The sequence below is a fragment of the Spirosoma migulaei genome, assembly GCF_054776855.1.
Window position 1 is genome coordinate 25,740 of the sequence record NZ_BAAHBG010000031.1, and the last position, 14,368, is coordinate 40,107.

Below are 14,368 nucleotides of genomic sequence, written 5' to 3' on the forward strand. Positions count from 1 at the left end.
CTTTTAGGCACAAATTTAAGATTTATGCTTTTAGTTTGGTCATCCCTAATCTCTCTATAGAGTTTAAAATTTGAGTCTTTTTCTAATTACGCTTTTCTAATTAGAAAAAGACAAATCGTTGCGATCGTTCTTAAAATGTTTTTTACAATTGCAATCCTACCTCCCCCTACTCCTGCTGGACAAATCCTTTAAAATTTCCCGATCGTCATCTTTATAGTCATTGGCACCTTTGAGTACTGATTCAACAGCGAAGCTTACTGATTTTGCTCGTATTGGTTGATTGACCTGATTTCTGACAAATGTCCGATTTTCCTGTCTTTCTGCTTTATGAAGAGTTTCAAATTCTGGTAGTTCATCCTTCTTCCCCTCTCCCCTATCAAGCCTTTTGGTGTATTCTTTCATCTTTTGGTAAAACTCTTTCGAATAGCCTGTTTCAACGGCTTTATCTCGCAGCCTCTGAACAGTCTTTTCACCTAGATCATATTTTTCCGCTAGCTGGTTGATGCGCTTTTCAAAATAGCGTGTTTGGTCTATGTGGGTTCGTACATTCTGTGGTTTTTCTTTGTGATAATGGGTTCGTTTTTCATACTTAAATTGTTTCTGAAACAGTTCCGCGCTGCTCTTTTGAAACTCAATGATATTAAATCGAGCCCTGCTTGTCTTTGGATTTAGAGTGATCTTTTGTTCTTTATCTCGCGTCGAAACTACGATATGAATATGGGTTTGTATCCCCGATTTTTGCTCTCCTCGCCTAACTTCCCCTCCCCTAACTTCCTTATCATTCCATTGGTATTTGCGGGTTTTGTGTACGATCCCATACCAAACCAGATCTTTGCCTTCCAGCTCTTTCCCATCCTTAAGTTTAAAGTGTTTTGCGTAATTGTCCATAACCTGGCGCGTGTATACTTTCAGCTTTTCTGAATCATCCCTTATATGAGCCAACTCTTCACTGGATGGAGCAATCACTAGCGATACAAACTTGGTGTCCTCCCGCTTTAAACCCTTTACATTTCCGTCAATCTGTTGCACCACTTCCTCCTTACTCAGCCCGTCTTGCTGCTGAGAAAAATAGAAAGCATCCTGATCCAACTCTTTGCCCTCGTGCTCAAAATAATTTACTAACCGCTCGCAACTACCCTTGTTATCGTAGTTAATCTCTCGGTTCTTTGTCGGTGGCAGAATCTTCGTTATCATCCAACACTCGATTTACGATTTGCTTTTTTTTGAGCAAATAATTTTTTGGCTTTGGCTTTGTATACTTCCTGCTCCTGCTCGCTTAATCCCAAACCTGCCAAGAGTAAATCAATAAATATTTCCATAAGATTCAGCATATCCACGCTGATTTCTTCTAAGCTCTCTGTTCGATTTCTCAATTCATAGACATCCTGCACAAAGGGCATTAGATAAGTTCGTTCTTGCACTTGCATAAAGGAAAACACATTGTTTCGCAACTTCTTCACCTCTGTTACCACATCCTTTTCTTCACCCAAGATCCGTGGATCTATATGATTCTTACGAAAGTATTCCACTGCACTTTCCGTGTAAGACTTTAGCGTTAACTTCTCAGGCTTTTTCAATTTCCTTCGTTTAGTAGCATCCGCTAACTTATACATATCCTGGTATTCACGATCAGAGTTTGCATTCAGCTGCTCGACTTCTGCAACTACGGTACTGTATAGTGTCTCCTCAATCGCAATAACTTTATTTGCCATAATTTGTGTCTTTCATACAGATTATATACAAATAAAGAATTTATCTATCAGATTATCAATGTATTAATAAAAGATATTATATTTTAAAAAAAGCTATGCTTTTGATTTTAAGTGATTTAGCTCTGCTAATATCGTTCCTTCTAGCTGAAAAAATACGAAGGTGTATTTCCTTATGAACAGGTCAAAATCTCAAAGTAACAATAACATGAAACATATATCATTTTGTTAACAACGTAACATAATTAACTTTGACACATTATTACATATAGATTATTTTAACATATCATACATAGGTAATTTATACACATAATTTTCTTTTGCATATTGTGCATAAATTAACAGTATGCAGAACATATCAACAAAATACGCAAGAGCCATACATACCCCCTGTTAAGCCAATTGTTGACAATGTAACTTTGTTGATTAAGCAATAAAATTAAAAATACAGTAACATACATTGTTATTTCTATAACTATATACATTATGTTATTTTGTACAAATAGTAACTATAAACGGTAGTTACAAAAATCTTTATATAACTATTATCATTTGTATCATTTGTATCATTTGTATCATTTGTATCATTTGTATCATTTGTATCATTTGTATCATTTGTATTATTTGTATTATTTGTATTATTTGTATTATTTGTATTATTTGTATTATTTGTATTATTTGTATTATTTGTATTATTTGTATCTTGTGTATCATGTGTACATTAATAAAATAATTATTATTTTATTAATGATTTTTATTACATTTTAAATTATATGACATAATATCAGTATTTAATAATTAATTATGTATGTTTGTTAACAAATACACAAAGTAACATTTAAAACCAAATATGTATGAGAGTCATTTGCGCATCGACCATGAAGGGTGGGGCGGGAAAAACGGCAACAACCTGCTGGATCGCGAACGTGTTGGCTAAGCATAGTGACCAAAAAGTACTGGTTATTGACGCCGATAATCAGAAGTCAATTACGGATCTACGGCAAGAGGATAAGGAAATTGCAGAATCGGGTGGGGGAGGAGTAAGCTTTGATTGGGATCTCAAAACGGCGAGTCCGGAAGAAGCCCAGGCAATTATTGAGGAGGCTTTTGAAAATGAAAGCTATGACCTCATTTTCATTGATATGCCCCGTATGACGGGCTTGGAAGATGATGCGATCATTGCCCTGCTAGCCATGTGTGACAGCTTTATCATACCTATAAAACCAGCCAGGGCCGATGCGCTGGCGACGGGCCACTTCATGGCTACAATGGCCGAACTCAAAAAAATCAGGCAGGACGAAGGCTATCCGACGTATGTCTATGCGTTTCACAATTTTTACCGAAACATCAGGGAGAATACCTACCTGCCTGAGTTTGCCGAAGAAATTGGGATACAGTTATTTCAATCAAAAATCAAGCTTAAAAAGATCTACGAAAATTACAATACCTATACTTCCTTATTAGAAAGCCAGGAAGGCAGAGATGAATTTCTACCCTTTATCAATGAGTTTCTGGGGAAGTATGAAATTGAAGCAGATCTGACAATTCCAACCACTAAATAAGACAAGACACCGATGGCAAAAAGCTTTGGATTAATCTCGAAAAGCGCTAGAAATAAAGCAGCTGAACAAGGCACCAAAACGCTTAATAATACCGATGGTACCGAATCCACTTCGGAAGTAGAAACAGTGCTTCAGCAAAATGAACAAGTACCAGTTGCCCAAGCGGAAGAATTGGTAAAGCCTGACGCGAATGAACCAGCCAGCCCACCAATACTTGAAGCAGTGAATAATGGGCCATTACAAACTATCACGCCGGTTGCGGATTCAATAGAGACGGAACCAAATACAACTGAATCAGCAGACAAGGCGAGCACGACAATCAAAAAAGGGGGGAAATCAAAAAAGAAAGTGGAGATACCAGTGACTACACCTTTGAACGCAGCACGGGTATCGGCCAGGGCTCACAAGTTACTCAATATGATTAGTTCACTGGAGAATAAAACCCAGAGTGCCATAATTGATGAACTGATTGTGTTACATCCCTTGTATCCTAAACTGAAAGCATTAGTCGAAGCAGTAGGGTAGGGGACTTAATCGTTCTCCTTATCCACATCGCCAGCTGACTCATTCATTTCGCGAAGAATTATCTTCACAATAGCGGTAGGCGTTTTCTTTAGCATTTTCGCCAGGGTGACAATCTCTAAAATTGTGTACAACTCGGGATTCTTTTTACGCACCCGTATGGTAGCACGGTTGTAATTCAGGACCTCCGCCAGGTCCTGCATGGTTATATTTGACTCTTTTATAAGGTCTGATAACTTTCTAGAATCAGACTTATCAGAATCTTTCATAGATCGATTTTTCCGGTTTCTCGTAAATTAACGGCTCAGGGGTGATTTTTAAAAATTGCTTTAGCCGATTTGTCTTTATTTACAGATCCAGACGCACTATTTTTAGTTTCTAATCCTGGAGACACCAAAATACCGTTAGGTTTTCTTGTGCATTTCTTGAAATATAGGGCTCATCCAAGGTATGCCCAAAAGCGGGCGGCTGATCTCATGAATTTACTGTCATTTTGGCACGAATAAGTGTCGTATATTGATCCCCTAATTACAAATTGTACTAAATGCTATAAAACTAACATAACTATACATATAGTTGCCGGAAGATTTTTTTAGTATTTTAGAGGTTATTTGATAAATAAATTTAGTAAAATATGATCATTTTATCATTTCTTTAGCTCTTTTTTTCCCCTTTGTTCTTTTTTTTAGCAAAATTGTCAAAATTGTCAAAATTTTCTAAAACTAGATAGATTAGGGACTAATTAACTAACTGATTATTAGTATTTTACTAAAGCAATAGCGACCAAAGTACGAAGCAATAGCGACCAAAGTACGAAGTAATAGCGACCAGAATACGAAGCAATAGCGACCAGAATACGAAGCAATAGCGACCAGAATACGAGTTAACCGCCCGAAAAACGACCGGAATACGAAGCGGATAAAGCTCATTCAAAAAGCGACCAGAGTACGAAGGGATAAGGTATAGCTAGTTTCCAACGAAAAGCGACCGGAGTACGAAATCTTAGGCCAATGAATCATATTCGTTTAGTACAATTAATGTATCAATATTGTGCAATAATATCTTTTCTAGTGACCTCTAAAACGGGCTAAATCTAATTCTAACCTGTGTAATGGAGACCTCGCTAAGTCCTTAAAACCAATGATTTAACAAATGGTAGATTTTTTTACCATTTGTTAAATTAGGAAAACGACTCAGATACGAAGGAAAAGCGACTTGGCAACGAAGATTCATTTTAATAACATTCTGACAGATAAGTAGTTGTAAATACATCAATTTTGCAAGAACTCGATTTGGTAGTGCATATTTTATTTCTAAATTGCAGGTGTTTTTCCTGAAAACTTAATTTTTTCGCTATGTCGGATTCAACGGAAAATTTGATGGTTGTGCCTAGTAAGAAGCAAAAGAACAATTACCAGCCCAACCTGATAACAGAGTCCCGGCAGATGTTCACGGCTCTTGAGAAGAATATAGTCGTCATGATTATTAATCAGTTGACTATACGCTATTTTGAGAAAAGCCAACCCTTATTCCCTAATCAAAATGTTGAGTTTTTAATCCCGTTTGCTGAACTCAGTAAGAGTAGAAACTATAGTGAGATTGAGCGGGCTGCCAAATCCTTGCAGCTCAAGCAGCAAGGATTTGCTTTTACCAATGAAAAGGGTGAACGCTATTTTAAGTACATGATCCCTTTTCCGTTGGTTGAGAACCTAATGAGTAAGGGGAAGATGTGTTTAAAAATTACCATGTTCTCGGGCGCTGTTCCTTATTACACGGAGCTGGGAAAAACATGGACAAGCTATGACTATGAAGTAATGCGCTCGTTGGGCTCCCTCTATTCAAAACGGGTATATGAGATTCTGATGAGTCACTATCGAAGCGATACGTTTACCTATGAGGTCGATCACTTACGGCATATTCTCAACGTTCCCGAAACGTTTAAGTATTTTGATTTTACGCGTAAGTGCTTAGACGTTGCGAATAGTGAGATCAAGAAAAAGACAGGTATTGAGTTCACCTATGAACCGGTTAAGAAAGAAGGTAAACGAGTAACCCGTTTAAAGTTTACTAAGAAAACACCGCTAAGCCAGATTGAAAGCGAGGTGGATGCAAGCAGGGAATACATCCAGAAAATGCCTATTGGTGAAGCCGTTGCATTAGCATGGCAATGGTTTGCCGGGTACACACTCAACGAGGCTCAGAAAGCAGCCATAACCGACAGTTCTGATAAGTTGGAAACATTCCTTAGGATTCATACGGAAGTAGCTTCAGGCAAGCGGAAAAACGTTAAAAATGCCACGGCCTATATGGTTAAATCCCTCGGCATTGAAAACGTTAAAGTGAAAAAGAAAGAAACTACTCCCAAGTCGACCACTCCACGTCGTACAGGTACGCCTAAAGCAATCAGTTCGATCATTGGTACCATGAGTTTGTTTCAACCTGAAGAATAAGAACGGCGGGGAAAAAAAGTGTATTTGTATGGCTAATTTGAAAACATCTTATCCTATGAACACATATAAAATAATAAACTATATATGGGTTTTGCTTATACTGGTAAGTGGTTGCAAAAAAGATCCAGACCCGGTGAGCGTAAATAATCAGATCGAGTTAAATGAAAATCCTGACCCGATTCAACGGGTATCGGGGATATACAATGCTGTATTGGTCGATGCGGCATTTAAAGTAGGAGATGGCTTTAAAGCCTACCAGGAAGGTAGCTATAGCCTTAATCAACCCGATGGGAGCATTAAAGGAGGAGGCTATCAATTAACGATTAAACCCGCTGGAGCGCAAACTGTAACCGTGACGGTTGAAGGATCAAGTACCAATTTTGCCAATGTGCCCACACATACCCTCGGTACGTTCTCTGTATTTACTGTACAGAATGGAAGTACAACTGAATATCAACTACGCAAAGCGATAGCTGAACCCATTGCCCTATTAATCAAGCGGTATGATACCTATAATACCTTAACAGGATATGAGTATGATGTAACCCTGAGCTACTACTACAATAAAGCTACCGGGGACTTTCATTGGGGGAAACAGAATGAACTGGAACCAGAACTAGCATCCTGGTTCTACTTGAACGGAGATTCCTATACGGTGTACTTCAAAATGCTTCGTAAAGTATCCAAGAGCTGACAGTTTAGTCTGAGGTAGCCTCTTCCATCATTACAGGATTGATCACCACTATTTAAAAGCACAAGGAATGAATTTTTAGAATAATTTCTAATTAGAAAAATGTAATTAGAAAAAGAGAGAATATGAGTAATATTTAGTCAGAAGATAGGGGATAGACATGGCTAGAAACATTGTTATTTTGTAGAAAGTAGAATTGTGACTGAGACTAGCGAATGATAGTAGATTCTTCAGCCTTTAGCCTACAATAACAGTTTGTCTATTAATTACTATTTACATAAATTGAAAAGACCCACTAATAGAAATAAGTTGCAGCTAAAAAATAGCTTTAAAATGGATACTGAAAAAGCCCCTTTAAGTCAACCGGTTAAACCATTACCGACGCCCCCTAATAAGCCATCACGACCTAAGCGACCACGGATAAAAAAAACGAATTAATACATTCAAATGCCTTCGTTATGTACGTAGTCTAGGGCAATCTGGGTTACTATAAGACATCGTTTATTGTATTTAAGCTCATAGCCGTTGACTATGCCTCATCATTATTTTCATAAAGACTTAATTCCCAGAGGCACTGACCAAGGAGCCGATGGGACTGTAGATAACTACTACAACCTTCCGTCTCCTATTCTATGGGTCATTCGGATTCCTTATCCAGATGACGTGAATACATTCACGCGTGTGGAGACGATTGTTACGAAAGTAGCCGTGAGCCTTATTCCAGCCTCTGTCGAAAATAAGTCTACTGCGCTGGTAGTTCCCCTAAATGAGGACGACGAACCAGATCTTAACGGGGCTTTAGCCTTTGAGGGAGTCAGTTCGTATGAAGGAGTTTTAGTGAAGTTAGGATTTACGCCTGATTTGCCAGCTAACTAATAAATTAGCTACCCATATATAAATCAAAGGGAGGTTTTGGTGGACGATTTTAGTTTATGATTATAGTAAGGATAAATTATTCAATGATAGCGGATTAACTAATCAATAAGTACAATTAATTAGCCTTTTATTGGACGAATTCGATTTTGACCCGTCCTGAAAAGCATTACCGTTGTCTGATCCTGAAAATAAGTTGTCAGTTTTTGGGTTGAAAATTATTGATCAATCTTAATCCTGATATAGCGTTGTCAAAGTAAATAAAAATGGATTGACTTACCCAAATTGACCTTGGTCTCGAGCTGGCTTTGATCGTTTGTAGACCTTGGGCTTCCAGTGCTTTTTCAGTGGATGCTCGCTCTGATGAGCCATCACTGGTGTCAGGTAACCACAGCTCATATGCGGGCGCAGATGGTTGTAATTGTAGATACTTTTCTCAACCGCTTTCTCTGCCTCCTCAAAAGTAATGAACACCCGGTTCAGGCGGAAATCCGTCTTTAGTATCCCATTGACTCGTTCAGCGATGGCGTTTTCATAAGGGTCGCCTTGCTGCGTCATACTGATCAGAATGTTCGCCCCTTTCAACTTGCGAACGTAGTCAAAACTACAGTACTGACTACCTCGGTCTGAATGATGAATCAGTTCTTCTCCCCTTTCCAAATGGGTAGCCAGGGCCATATCCAGGGCCTTCAAACTGCCTTCTGCCGTTAAAAATGGATGTAGGCAATAGCCCACAATGAGCTTGGAGTACGCATCGGTTATCAACGACAAATAGCCAAATCCTAAACCAATATATAGGTAGGTAATATCACTGACCCAAACCTGCCTTGGAGCATTTATAACCCTATCAATAAGCAAGTTAGGGTATTTATGTAAGCGGTGGTTCGAATCGGTGGTCTGGGGCGTCTGTCGACCCTGACGGATAACCATAGCATGATTGTACAAGATTTTGTGCAACTTGTCTCGGCCTAATTTGATGCCACTCTTGGCTAATGGTTCGGCTAGCAGAAGGTGTAATTTCCGGGTTCCTAAACCAGGTATATCTCGCCTGAGGGCAGTTACCAGGTCCAGTACCAACATCGCATGGCTCACCGATCGCTGGGAGCGTTGTTTTTTAGCGTGAAAAGCTTGTCGGCTCATACCAAACAGTCGGCAAAGGCTTCCGACACTCACCTTTGCTATCTCGTTCTCACGAAGGTTTAAGACCGTTTGGTGCCAGACTTTTTTCTTATTGGCACATTTAGTTCTTTTTCAGCGGTCTCAATCATCGTGTTGAGTGCTAGGATTAACAGATTGGCCTGCTGCAGAGTCTGTTCCAACTCTTCATTTCGCTGTTTAAGAGCTGCCATGTCGCGTTTTTGTACTTGCTTCATGGCGGGTAAAGTTAACAGGCCCGTCTTCATCTTCTGACGATAGAGTTGCACCCAGCTACGAATCGTATAACCACTGTGAACGCCTAAATCTTCCATCACCTGGCTAACTTCTTCTCCGCCGAAGAGGATACGAAACATGGCCGTCTCCCGGAGTTGTTCGCTGTACTGAAAGCGACTCAGGAGGTCGCGAATGTGGTCTTGCATAGTTGTCAATTTTTGGTGAAAATTGACAACCTATATCAGGACAAGACACTATCGATACCTAGTAGTGGCCTTTACGAAGCGTCAATTAATGATCAGTGCCATAAACCGCTTAACTTGCTTCATCTGGCGGGTAGAGTCGTCGGATGAGTCTTTCCAGGGTTAACCCCTGCCCGATAACGGAGAATAATACTACCCCGTAGGTGAGCGTGACCAACAGGTCTTTGTGGGGCACGGCATTTGGAATGGATAGAGCCATCGCGATGGATAGTCCGCCCCGTAAACCGCCCCAGGTCAGCATCAGTGGAGCATTGTCGTCGAGGTCGAGCCAGCGCCGGGCCAGCTTGAACGGAAGCCAGATCGAGATAAACCGCGCTACAAGTACCAACAGAATCGTGGTAAAGCTGATCATCCAGTAGGCCGTCTGGAAATCAATAATAAGTAATTCAAGGCCAATGAGTACAAAAAGCAGCGCATTCAAAATGCTATCGATCAACTCCCAAAACTTGTCGATGTACTCTTCGGTTTGACGGCTCATGGCTTCTTGTCGGGCGTGATCACCCACAAAAAGACCGGACACCACCATCGCCAGCGGACCGGAAATGTGCAGTTTCTGAGCTAGCAGATACCCCCCCATAACCCCTGCTACCGTGATAATTACCTCGGTTTGGTAGTGATTGATGGAGCGCAATAGCCAAAACAGGCCGTAGCCCAGCGCCAGCCCGAACAGAATACCACCACCCGCTTCTTCCAAAAAGAACAAGCCAATTTCACCGACACTGATGCTATCGGCCCCATTCACGATGATACGGTAGATAGTAGCAAACACGACAACACCGACCCCATCGTTGAATAATGATTCGCCAACAATATTCAGTTTTACGCTTTCAGGCAGTTTGAACTTGGCCAGAATGCCTAGTACGGCAATAGGGTCGGTGGGCGAAATCAAGGCACCAAACAGCAGACAGAGCGAATACGGTAAGGCAAATCCTAACCAGCTCGCGATCAAGTAAAGGCCGGTGCCAACTAAACCCGTACTCAGCAAAACGCCTACCAGGGCAAACAACATCACCGACCGACGTTCGATACGGAGTTGCGTGGCGTCCGTATGGAAGGCCCCGGCAAACAGCAGAAAACTAAGCATTACGTCAAATAATACGCGCCCAAAATCAATTTGCGCCACCATCTGCCGGACTTGGGAAAACCAGATTGGATGAATGGCATTCAGGCTGATTAGAATCACCGAAAAACTCAGTGAAAGCACCATTATCCCAATAGCATCGGGAAGCTTGAGCCAGCGCGTATTCAGATAAGCAAACAAGGCCGCGATAACAGTGAGCAGGGTGACCAGCGTAAAAAAGTCCATACGTTTATTGTTGAATTGTACAAGAATACATTAACTTTTCATGAAAGCCGCCGTTTTTAAACTACACCTTCCTTAACCCGCTCCCCTAATGCTCGTTAATGATCCAAAAATCCCGAAAACGAACCGGAACGATCCGCTCACCCGCTTCAGCCATATGATTCGTGAGCGGTTTAGCCTGGAAGAAGACAAGGCCGACGAAGCCGCAATTATTAAGTCTATTAGCCGGGGCATTGAATTTCGGGGCGTTAACTTGTGGACACTCATTTTCGCCATCTTCATTGCCTCCATTGGGCTCAATGTTAATTCGACGGCCGTTATCATTGGTGCCATGCTGATCTCCCCGTTAATGGGTCCCATTATGGGGATCGGCCTGGGCATTGGCATCAATGACCTAACCATGATTCAACGAGCGCTGAAAAATCTAGGCATCGCCGTTTTTATCAGCCTGCTAACCTCAACGGTTTACTTTTTTAGTAGTCCCCTGCATATTGCCCAGTCGGAACTTCTGGCCCGGACCTCGCCCACCGTGTGGGATGCATTTATCGCTTTTTTCGGCGGCCTGGCGGGTATTGTTGTGGGATCGCGCCGGGACAAAGTAACCAACGTAATTCCGGGTGTAGCCATTGCGACAGCTCTTATGCCACCCCTCTGTACGGCGGGTTATGGACTGGCAACCGGAAATCTATATTATTTCGCGGGTGCTTTTTACCTGTTTATTATCAATAGCATATGTATTAGCCTGGCTACCCTTTTGATCGTTCGCTTTTTGGGCTATCACCAAAAAGAATATCCGTCGTCCGACGTCGAACGGCGGGTTCGGCATACCATTTGGTTGGCCGTGCTAATCGTCGTCGTACCAAGCAGTTATCTGGGCTATCAGATTGTTAGCAAAACGATCTTTGAGCAGGCGGTGAAACGCTTCGTTACCGCCGAATGTAATTTTCAGTACCGACAGGTCATTAATTACGCAGCCCACTTTAATCGTCGGCAAAGTACGCTGGAACTCTCACTAGTAGGTGAGCCTCTACCGAAAGACTCGATCAATCTGCTGCGGGCCAAGATGCCCGGTTACGGGCTGGGCGACGCAAATCTGGTCGTAAAACAGGGAAATTTTAAAGATTCAGATATCGACGTAGATGCGCTTAAAACCACACTGGCTGATCAGGTTATTCAGTACAGTCAGGCCACTATTTCCCGAAAAGATCATACCATCGACTCATTACGTCGCTACATTGACCTGACTCAAACATCAAACCTACCCGTAGCCGACCTGCGCAATGAACTCAAAACGCTCATGCCCGATGTGCAAACGTTTACAGCCGCCCGGTCGCTGGTGATGAATGCCACTAATAACAAACCCGATACGGTGATGCTGGTGTATGCCCGATTCTCTCGACGGCATACGCCCGCTGAAAAACGTCGGATCGAACGCTGGCTGCAAAGCCGTACGAAGAGCAAAAAAATAAAGCTGTTAGTTGAATGAATGGCTTAATAATACTGGAACGGCAACGCAACAGCGTAACGGCAAGGTTAGCAGTTATACAACAGGTATAAAATCAGTAACCAATTCGACTTTTGGGACGGTCTTTGCTAAATAAACGTTGTTGATATTATGTTAGATTCCATTTAAGTGGAGTGCCCTTGACGATTCGGGAATTTATCATTCTCGTCTGGTTGACTAAGCCACACGGGCAAAAAAATGATTCTTTAATCTGTATTATGATTAAATACATTAGTCTAGCAACGGTTTTAAATTAAATAATTAACCTGACTCCACCCAGTTCTTCAACGCGGTACTGAAACCGCTGGCCAGGGGAGCCAATAAACATAAAATTGGTGGGTATACACCATTTTTCGCACAGTTCCTGAATCAGTTCAGGACCGAAATACCCGTCAATACGTTCGTAGGAAACATCAATTTCTGGGTAAGCCCGGTCAAGAGTTTCAATGTCCCGGTGCAGGTGTTCCGGTGCTTTGAAGTGTTCATTCTCCACGGTAACGATACGCAGCCGGGTGGTTTCCTCATTGCTCTGAATGTAGATCATTACCCGATTCAGCGAGGCAATATCATCACCCTTCGAAAAAAAGATAAACTCCTGATCATTAATCTCTTTAATGGTTTGGTTCGTCCAGCTTGTTAATCGCTCGATGCTCCGTTTGAGTGGTCTGAAAAAATACAAAATCACCGATAAAAAGCCCGTCAAGATCAGTGACCGATCCATCATCATCAGAGCTATCAGAAACGTGGGTATGAAGTATTCAAAAAAGACCCAGACGTATTTGGGGTTCAGCATGACGTTCCCCAATAAGGCTAGGCCCACGGCGAGCAGCGCCAGCAGTACCGAACTAACCGGGGCTTTTTCGGGGCGGGGCAGGCGTTTCCGGCGGAGTTTTAGCAGTAGATTCCCAATGCCAAACAAACCCATTACCGACAGAAACGAAATGGTATAGACGCCCGCTAGTGCCTGAAGATTCCCGCTTGTACTCAGAAGAATAGCCACACAGAGGGCAAAAAACAGGAAAAGAATGTAGTAGGGGGCCTGTCGGCCATTTTCTTTCAGGAAAAACTGGGGAAAGATTCGATCCAGCGTCATCCGTTTCATTAACCCGCTTACGCCCACAAACGAGGTGAGGACAGCCCCGCTCAATACCAGCATCGCATCAAAGGAAACTAGCCACGATAGCCATCGGCCACCAGAACGCTCACCCATAAAGGCCAGCAGGGAGGCCTCGTGGTGATGTACTTCGCCAATGGGCATAATGCTCAAAGCCAACAGCGCAATCAGAGGATTAAACACCGTTACGATAATCCACATATTCCGCAGCGTTTTCGGAAAGATGCCCCGGTCCTGCTCTTCGACGTAATTGGCCGAACTCTCAAAGCCTGAAATGCCCAGCATGGCGGCCGCGAAACCTGCGAATAGCTGAAAGGAAATACTGTGCTCGGATTTGGTGGCAAAGTTGATCGAAAACTGGCTTACCCCATTGGTAAATACGTACCAGCCGCAAACGGCACATAACACAACCAGCGTGGCTAAATGGATAATAAAGATGATGACGGCGGCTTTCGATGATTCTTTAAGACCCAGTAAATTGAGCAGGAAAAACAGAAGTAAAAGCCCTATGGTGCCTACCATGATGGGCACAGTAGGGAAGAACGAAACCGCGTAATGGATAGCCTCGTTGGCTGAAATCACACTCGTCGCCACGTACGAGAGAATAGTGAGGCAGGCGGCCAGGGAGGCCGCCGACTTGTTAGCCGAATTAAGCAATACGTTGTAAGCTCCCCCATTGAGGGGTAATGCGCCAACCACTTCGCCGTAAATGTTGCGAAATAAAAATAACGTTCCCCCGACTAATAACAGGGAAATCCAGGCGTATTGGCCTGCATACAAAATACTAAGCGCCGACACGTAGAGACACGAGGAACTGATATCATTGCCGCAAATGGCAGTTGCGGGTAGTTCACTTAGTTTAGTGTGCTTGCTCACCAGTATGGCATGTTAGTCCTGTGCCGAAAGTAAACAATACTACGCATTCTCCTGCTTTTTTGTTTGACCGGAGCAAATTCCCTGAAGATCCCCTTTTACTTGGATGGCTGATATGGTGCCCATGTAAAGT

General features: G+C 42.3%; 12 protein-coding genes and 1 pseudogene. 6 read left to right on the top strand and 7 right to left on the bottom strand.

Annotated elements, in window-relative coordinates; all coding sequences use genetic code 11:
• Positions 1-156: 156 nt before the first annotated feature.
• Complete coding sequence (locus ACYVGO_RS29050; RefSeq protein WP_460972284.1) at positions 157-1,194, bottom strand: DUF5712 family protein; 1,038 nt, start codon at positions 1,192-1,194, stop codon at positions 157-159.
• Positions 1,191-1,712 carry a BfmA/BtgA family mobilization protein gene (locus ACYVGO_RS29055; RefSeq protein ID WP_460972285.1) on the bottom strand — a complete coding sequence of 174 codons (522 nt, stop codon included), beginning with the start codon at positions 1,710-1,712 and terminating at the stop codon, positions 1,191-1,193. Before ACYVGO_RS29055 ends, ACYVGO_RS29050 begins: the two co-directional genes overlap by 4 nt.
• 851 nt (positions 1,713-2,563) lie before the next feature.
• Between ACYVGO_RS29055 and ACYVGO_RS29060 the strand changes: the two genes are divergently transcribed.
• Together ACYVGO_RS29060 and ACYVGO_RS29065 are read left to right on the top strand one after the other, a co-directional pair.
• Positions 2,564-3,271 (top strand): AAA family ATPase, encoded by a 708-nt coding sequence (locus ACYVGO_RS29060; RefSeq protein ID WP_460972286.1) that lies wholly within the window; start codon positions 2,564-2,566, stop codon positions 3,269-3,271.
• A gap of 12 nt (positions 3,272-3,283) precedes the next feature.
• The gene (locus ACYVGO_RS29065; protein WP_460972287.1) at positions 3,284-3,796 is read left to right on the top strand and encodes a hypothetical protein; all 513 of its coding nucleotides are present in this window, start codon (positions 3,284-3,286) and stop codon (positions 3,794-3,796) included.
• Positions 3,797-3,801: 5 nt separating this feature from the next.
• Here the strand turns inward: ACYVGO_RS29065 and ACYVGO_RS29070 are convergent, their stop codons facing one another.
• On the bottom strand, positions 3,802-3,996 hold the full coding sequence (locus tag ACYVGO_RS29070; RefSeq protein WP_460972288.1) for a hypothetical protein: 195 nt from the start codon (positions 3,994-3,996) through the stop codon (positions 3,802-3,804).
• 1,152 nt (positions 3,997-5,148) lie between these two features.
• Between ACYVGO_RS29070 and ACYVGO_RS29075 the strand changes: the two genes are divergently transcribed.
• The 3 genes from ACYVGO_RS29075 (at position 5,149) to ACYVGO_RS29085 (ending at position 7,810) form a co-directional block, all read left to right on the top strand.
• The gene (locus ACYVGO_RS29075) at positions 5,149-6,243 is read left to right on the top strand and encodes a replication initiation protein (protein ID WP_460972289.1); all 1,095 of its coding nucleotides are present in this window, start codon (positions 5,149-5,151) and stop codon (positions 6,241-6,243) included.
• Between the two features lie 55 nt (positions 6,244-6,298).
• Positions 6,299-6,937: a hypothetical protein gene (locus tag ACYVGO_RS29080; RefSeq protein ID WP_460972290.1), complete on the top strand. Its 639-nt coding sequence runs from the start codon at positions 6,299-6,301 to the stop codon at positions 6,935-6,937.
• A 528-nt stretch (positions 6,938-7,465) separates the two neighbouring features.
• The gene (locus tag ACYVGO_RS29085) at positions 7,466-7,810 is read left to right on the top strand and encodes a hypothetical protein (protein ID WP_460972291.1); all 345 of its coding nucleotides are present in this window, start codon (positions 7,466-7,468) and stop codon (positions 7,808-7,810) included.
• Positions 7,811-8,083: 273 nt separating this feature from the next.
• On the opposite strand, the pseudogene ACYVGO_RS29090 reads toward ACYVGO_RS29085, so the two are convergent.
• From ACYVGO_RS29090 to ACYVGO_RS29100, 3 genes and pseudogenes are all read right to left on the bottom strand, one after another.
• Positions 8,084-8,995: pseudogene (locus ACYVGO_RS29090) on the bottom strand (IS3 family transposase); the annotation flags it as partial.
• A gap of 11 nt (positions 8,996-9,006) precedes the next feature.
• Positions 9,007-9,384: a transposase gene (locus tag ACYVGO_RS29095; protein WP_460972292.1), complete on the bottom strand. Its 378-nt coding sequence runs from the start codon at positions 9,382-9,384 to the stop codon at positions 9,007-9,009.
• 109 nt (positions 9,385-9,493) lie between these two features.
• Positions 9,494-10,747: a cation:proton antiporter gene (locus ACYVGO_RS29100; RefSeq protein WP_460972293.1), complete on the bottom strand. Its 1,254-nt coding sequence runs from the start codon at positions 10,745-10,747 to the stop codon at positions 9,494-9,496.
• A gap of 88 nt (positions 10,748-10,835) precedes the next feature.
• On the opposite strand from ACYVGO_RS29100, the gene ACYVGO_RS29105 reads away from it, so the two are divergent.
• Positions 10,836-12,230 (top strand): DUF389 domain-containing protein, encoded by a 1,395-nt coding sequence (locus tag ACYVGO_RS29105; RefSeq protein WP_460972294.1) that lies wholly within the window; start codon positions 10,836-10,838, stop codon positions 12,228-12,230.
• Positions 12,231-12,501: 271 nt separating this feature from the next.
• Here the strand turns inward: ACYVGO_RS29105 and ACYVGO_RS29110 are convergent, their stop codons facing one another.
• On the bottom strand, positions 12,502-14,238 hold the full coding sequence (locus ACYVGO_RS29110; protein WP_460972296.1) for an APC family permease: 1,737 nt from the start codon (positions 14,236-14,238) through the stop codon (positions 12,502-12,504).
• Between the last annotated feature and the right edge of the window lie 130 nt (positions 14,239-14,368).

Coding starts and splice junctions, on each gene's coding strand:
- ACYVGO_RS29080 (WP_460972290.1), top strand. CDS start 6,299: ATGAACACATATAAAATAATAAACTATATATGGGTTTTGCTTATACTG.
- ACYVGO_RS29070 (WP_460972288.1), bottom strand. CDS start 3,996: ATGCAGGACCTGGCGGAGGTCCTGAATTACAACCGTGCTACCATACGG.
- ACYVGO_RS29100 (WP_460972293.1), bottom strand. CDS start 10,747: ATGGACTTTTTTACGCTGGTCACCCTGCTCACTGTTATCGCGGCCTTG.
- ACYVGO_RS29055 (WP_460972285.1), bottom strand. CDS start 1,712: ATGGCAAATAAAGTTATTGCGATTGAGGAGACACTATACAGTACCGTA.
- ACYVGO_RS29105 (WP_460972294.1), top strand. CDS start 10,836: ATGCTCGTTAATGATCCAAAAATCCCGAAAACGAACCGGAACGATCCG.
- ACYVGO_RS29095 (WP_460972292.1), bottom strand. CDS start 9,384: ATGCAAGACCACATTCGCGACCTCCTGAGTCGCTTTCAGTACAGCGAA.
- ACYVGO_RS29075 (WP_460972289.1), top strand. CDS start 5,149: ATGTCGGATTCAACGGAAAATTTGATGGTTGTGCCTAGTAAGAAGCAA.
- ACYVGO_RS29050 (WP_460972284.1), bottom strand. CDS start 1,194: ATGATAACGAAGATTCTGCCACCGACAAAGAACCGAGAGATTAACTAC.
- ACYVGO_RS29060 (WP_460972286.1), top strand. CDS start 2,564: ATGAGAGTCATTTGCGCATCGACCATGAAGGGTGGGGCGGGAAAAACG.
- ACYVGO_RS29085 (WP_460972291.1), top strand. CDS start 7,466: ATGCCTCATCATTATTTTCATAAAGACTTAATTCCCAGAGGCACTGAC.
- ACYVGO_RS29065 (WP_460972287.1), top strand. CDS start 3,284: ATGGCAAAAAGCTTTGGATTAATCTCGAAAAGCGCTAGAAATAAAGCA.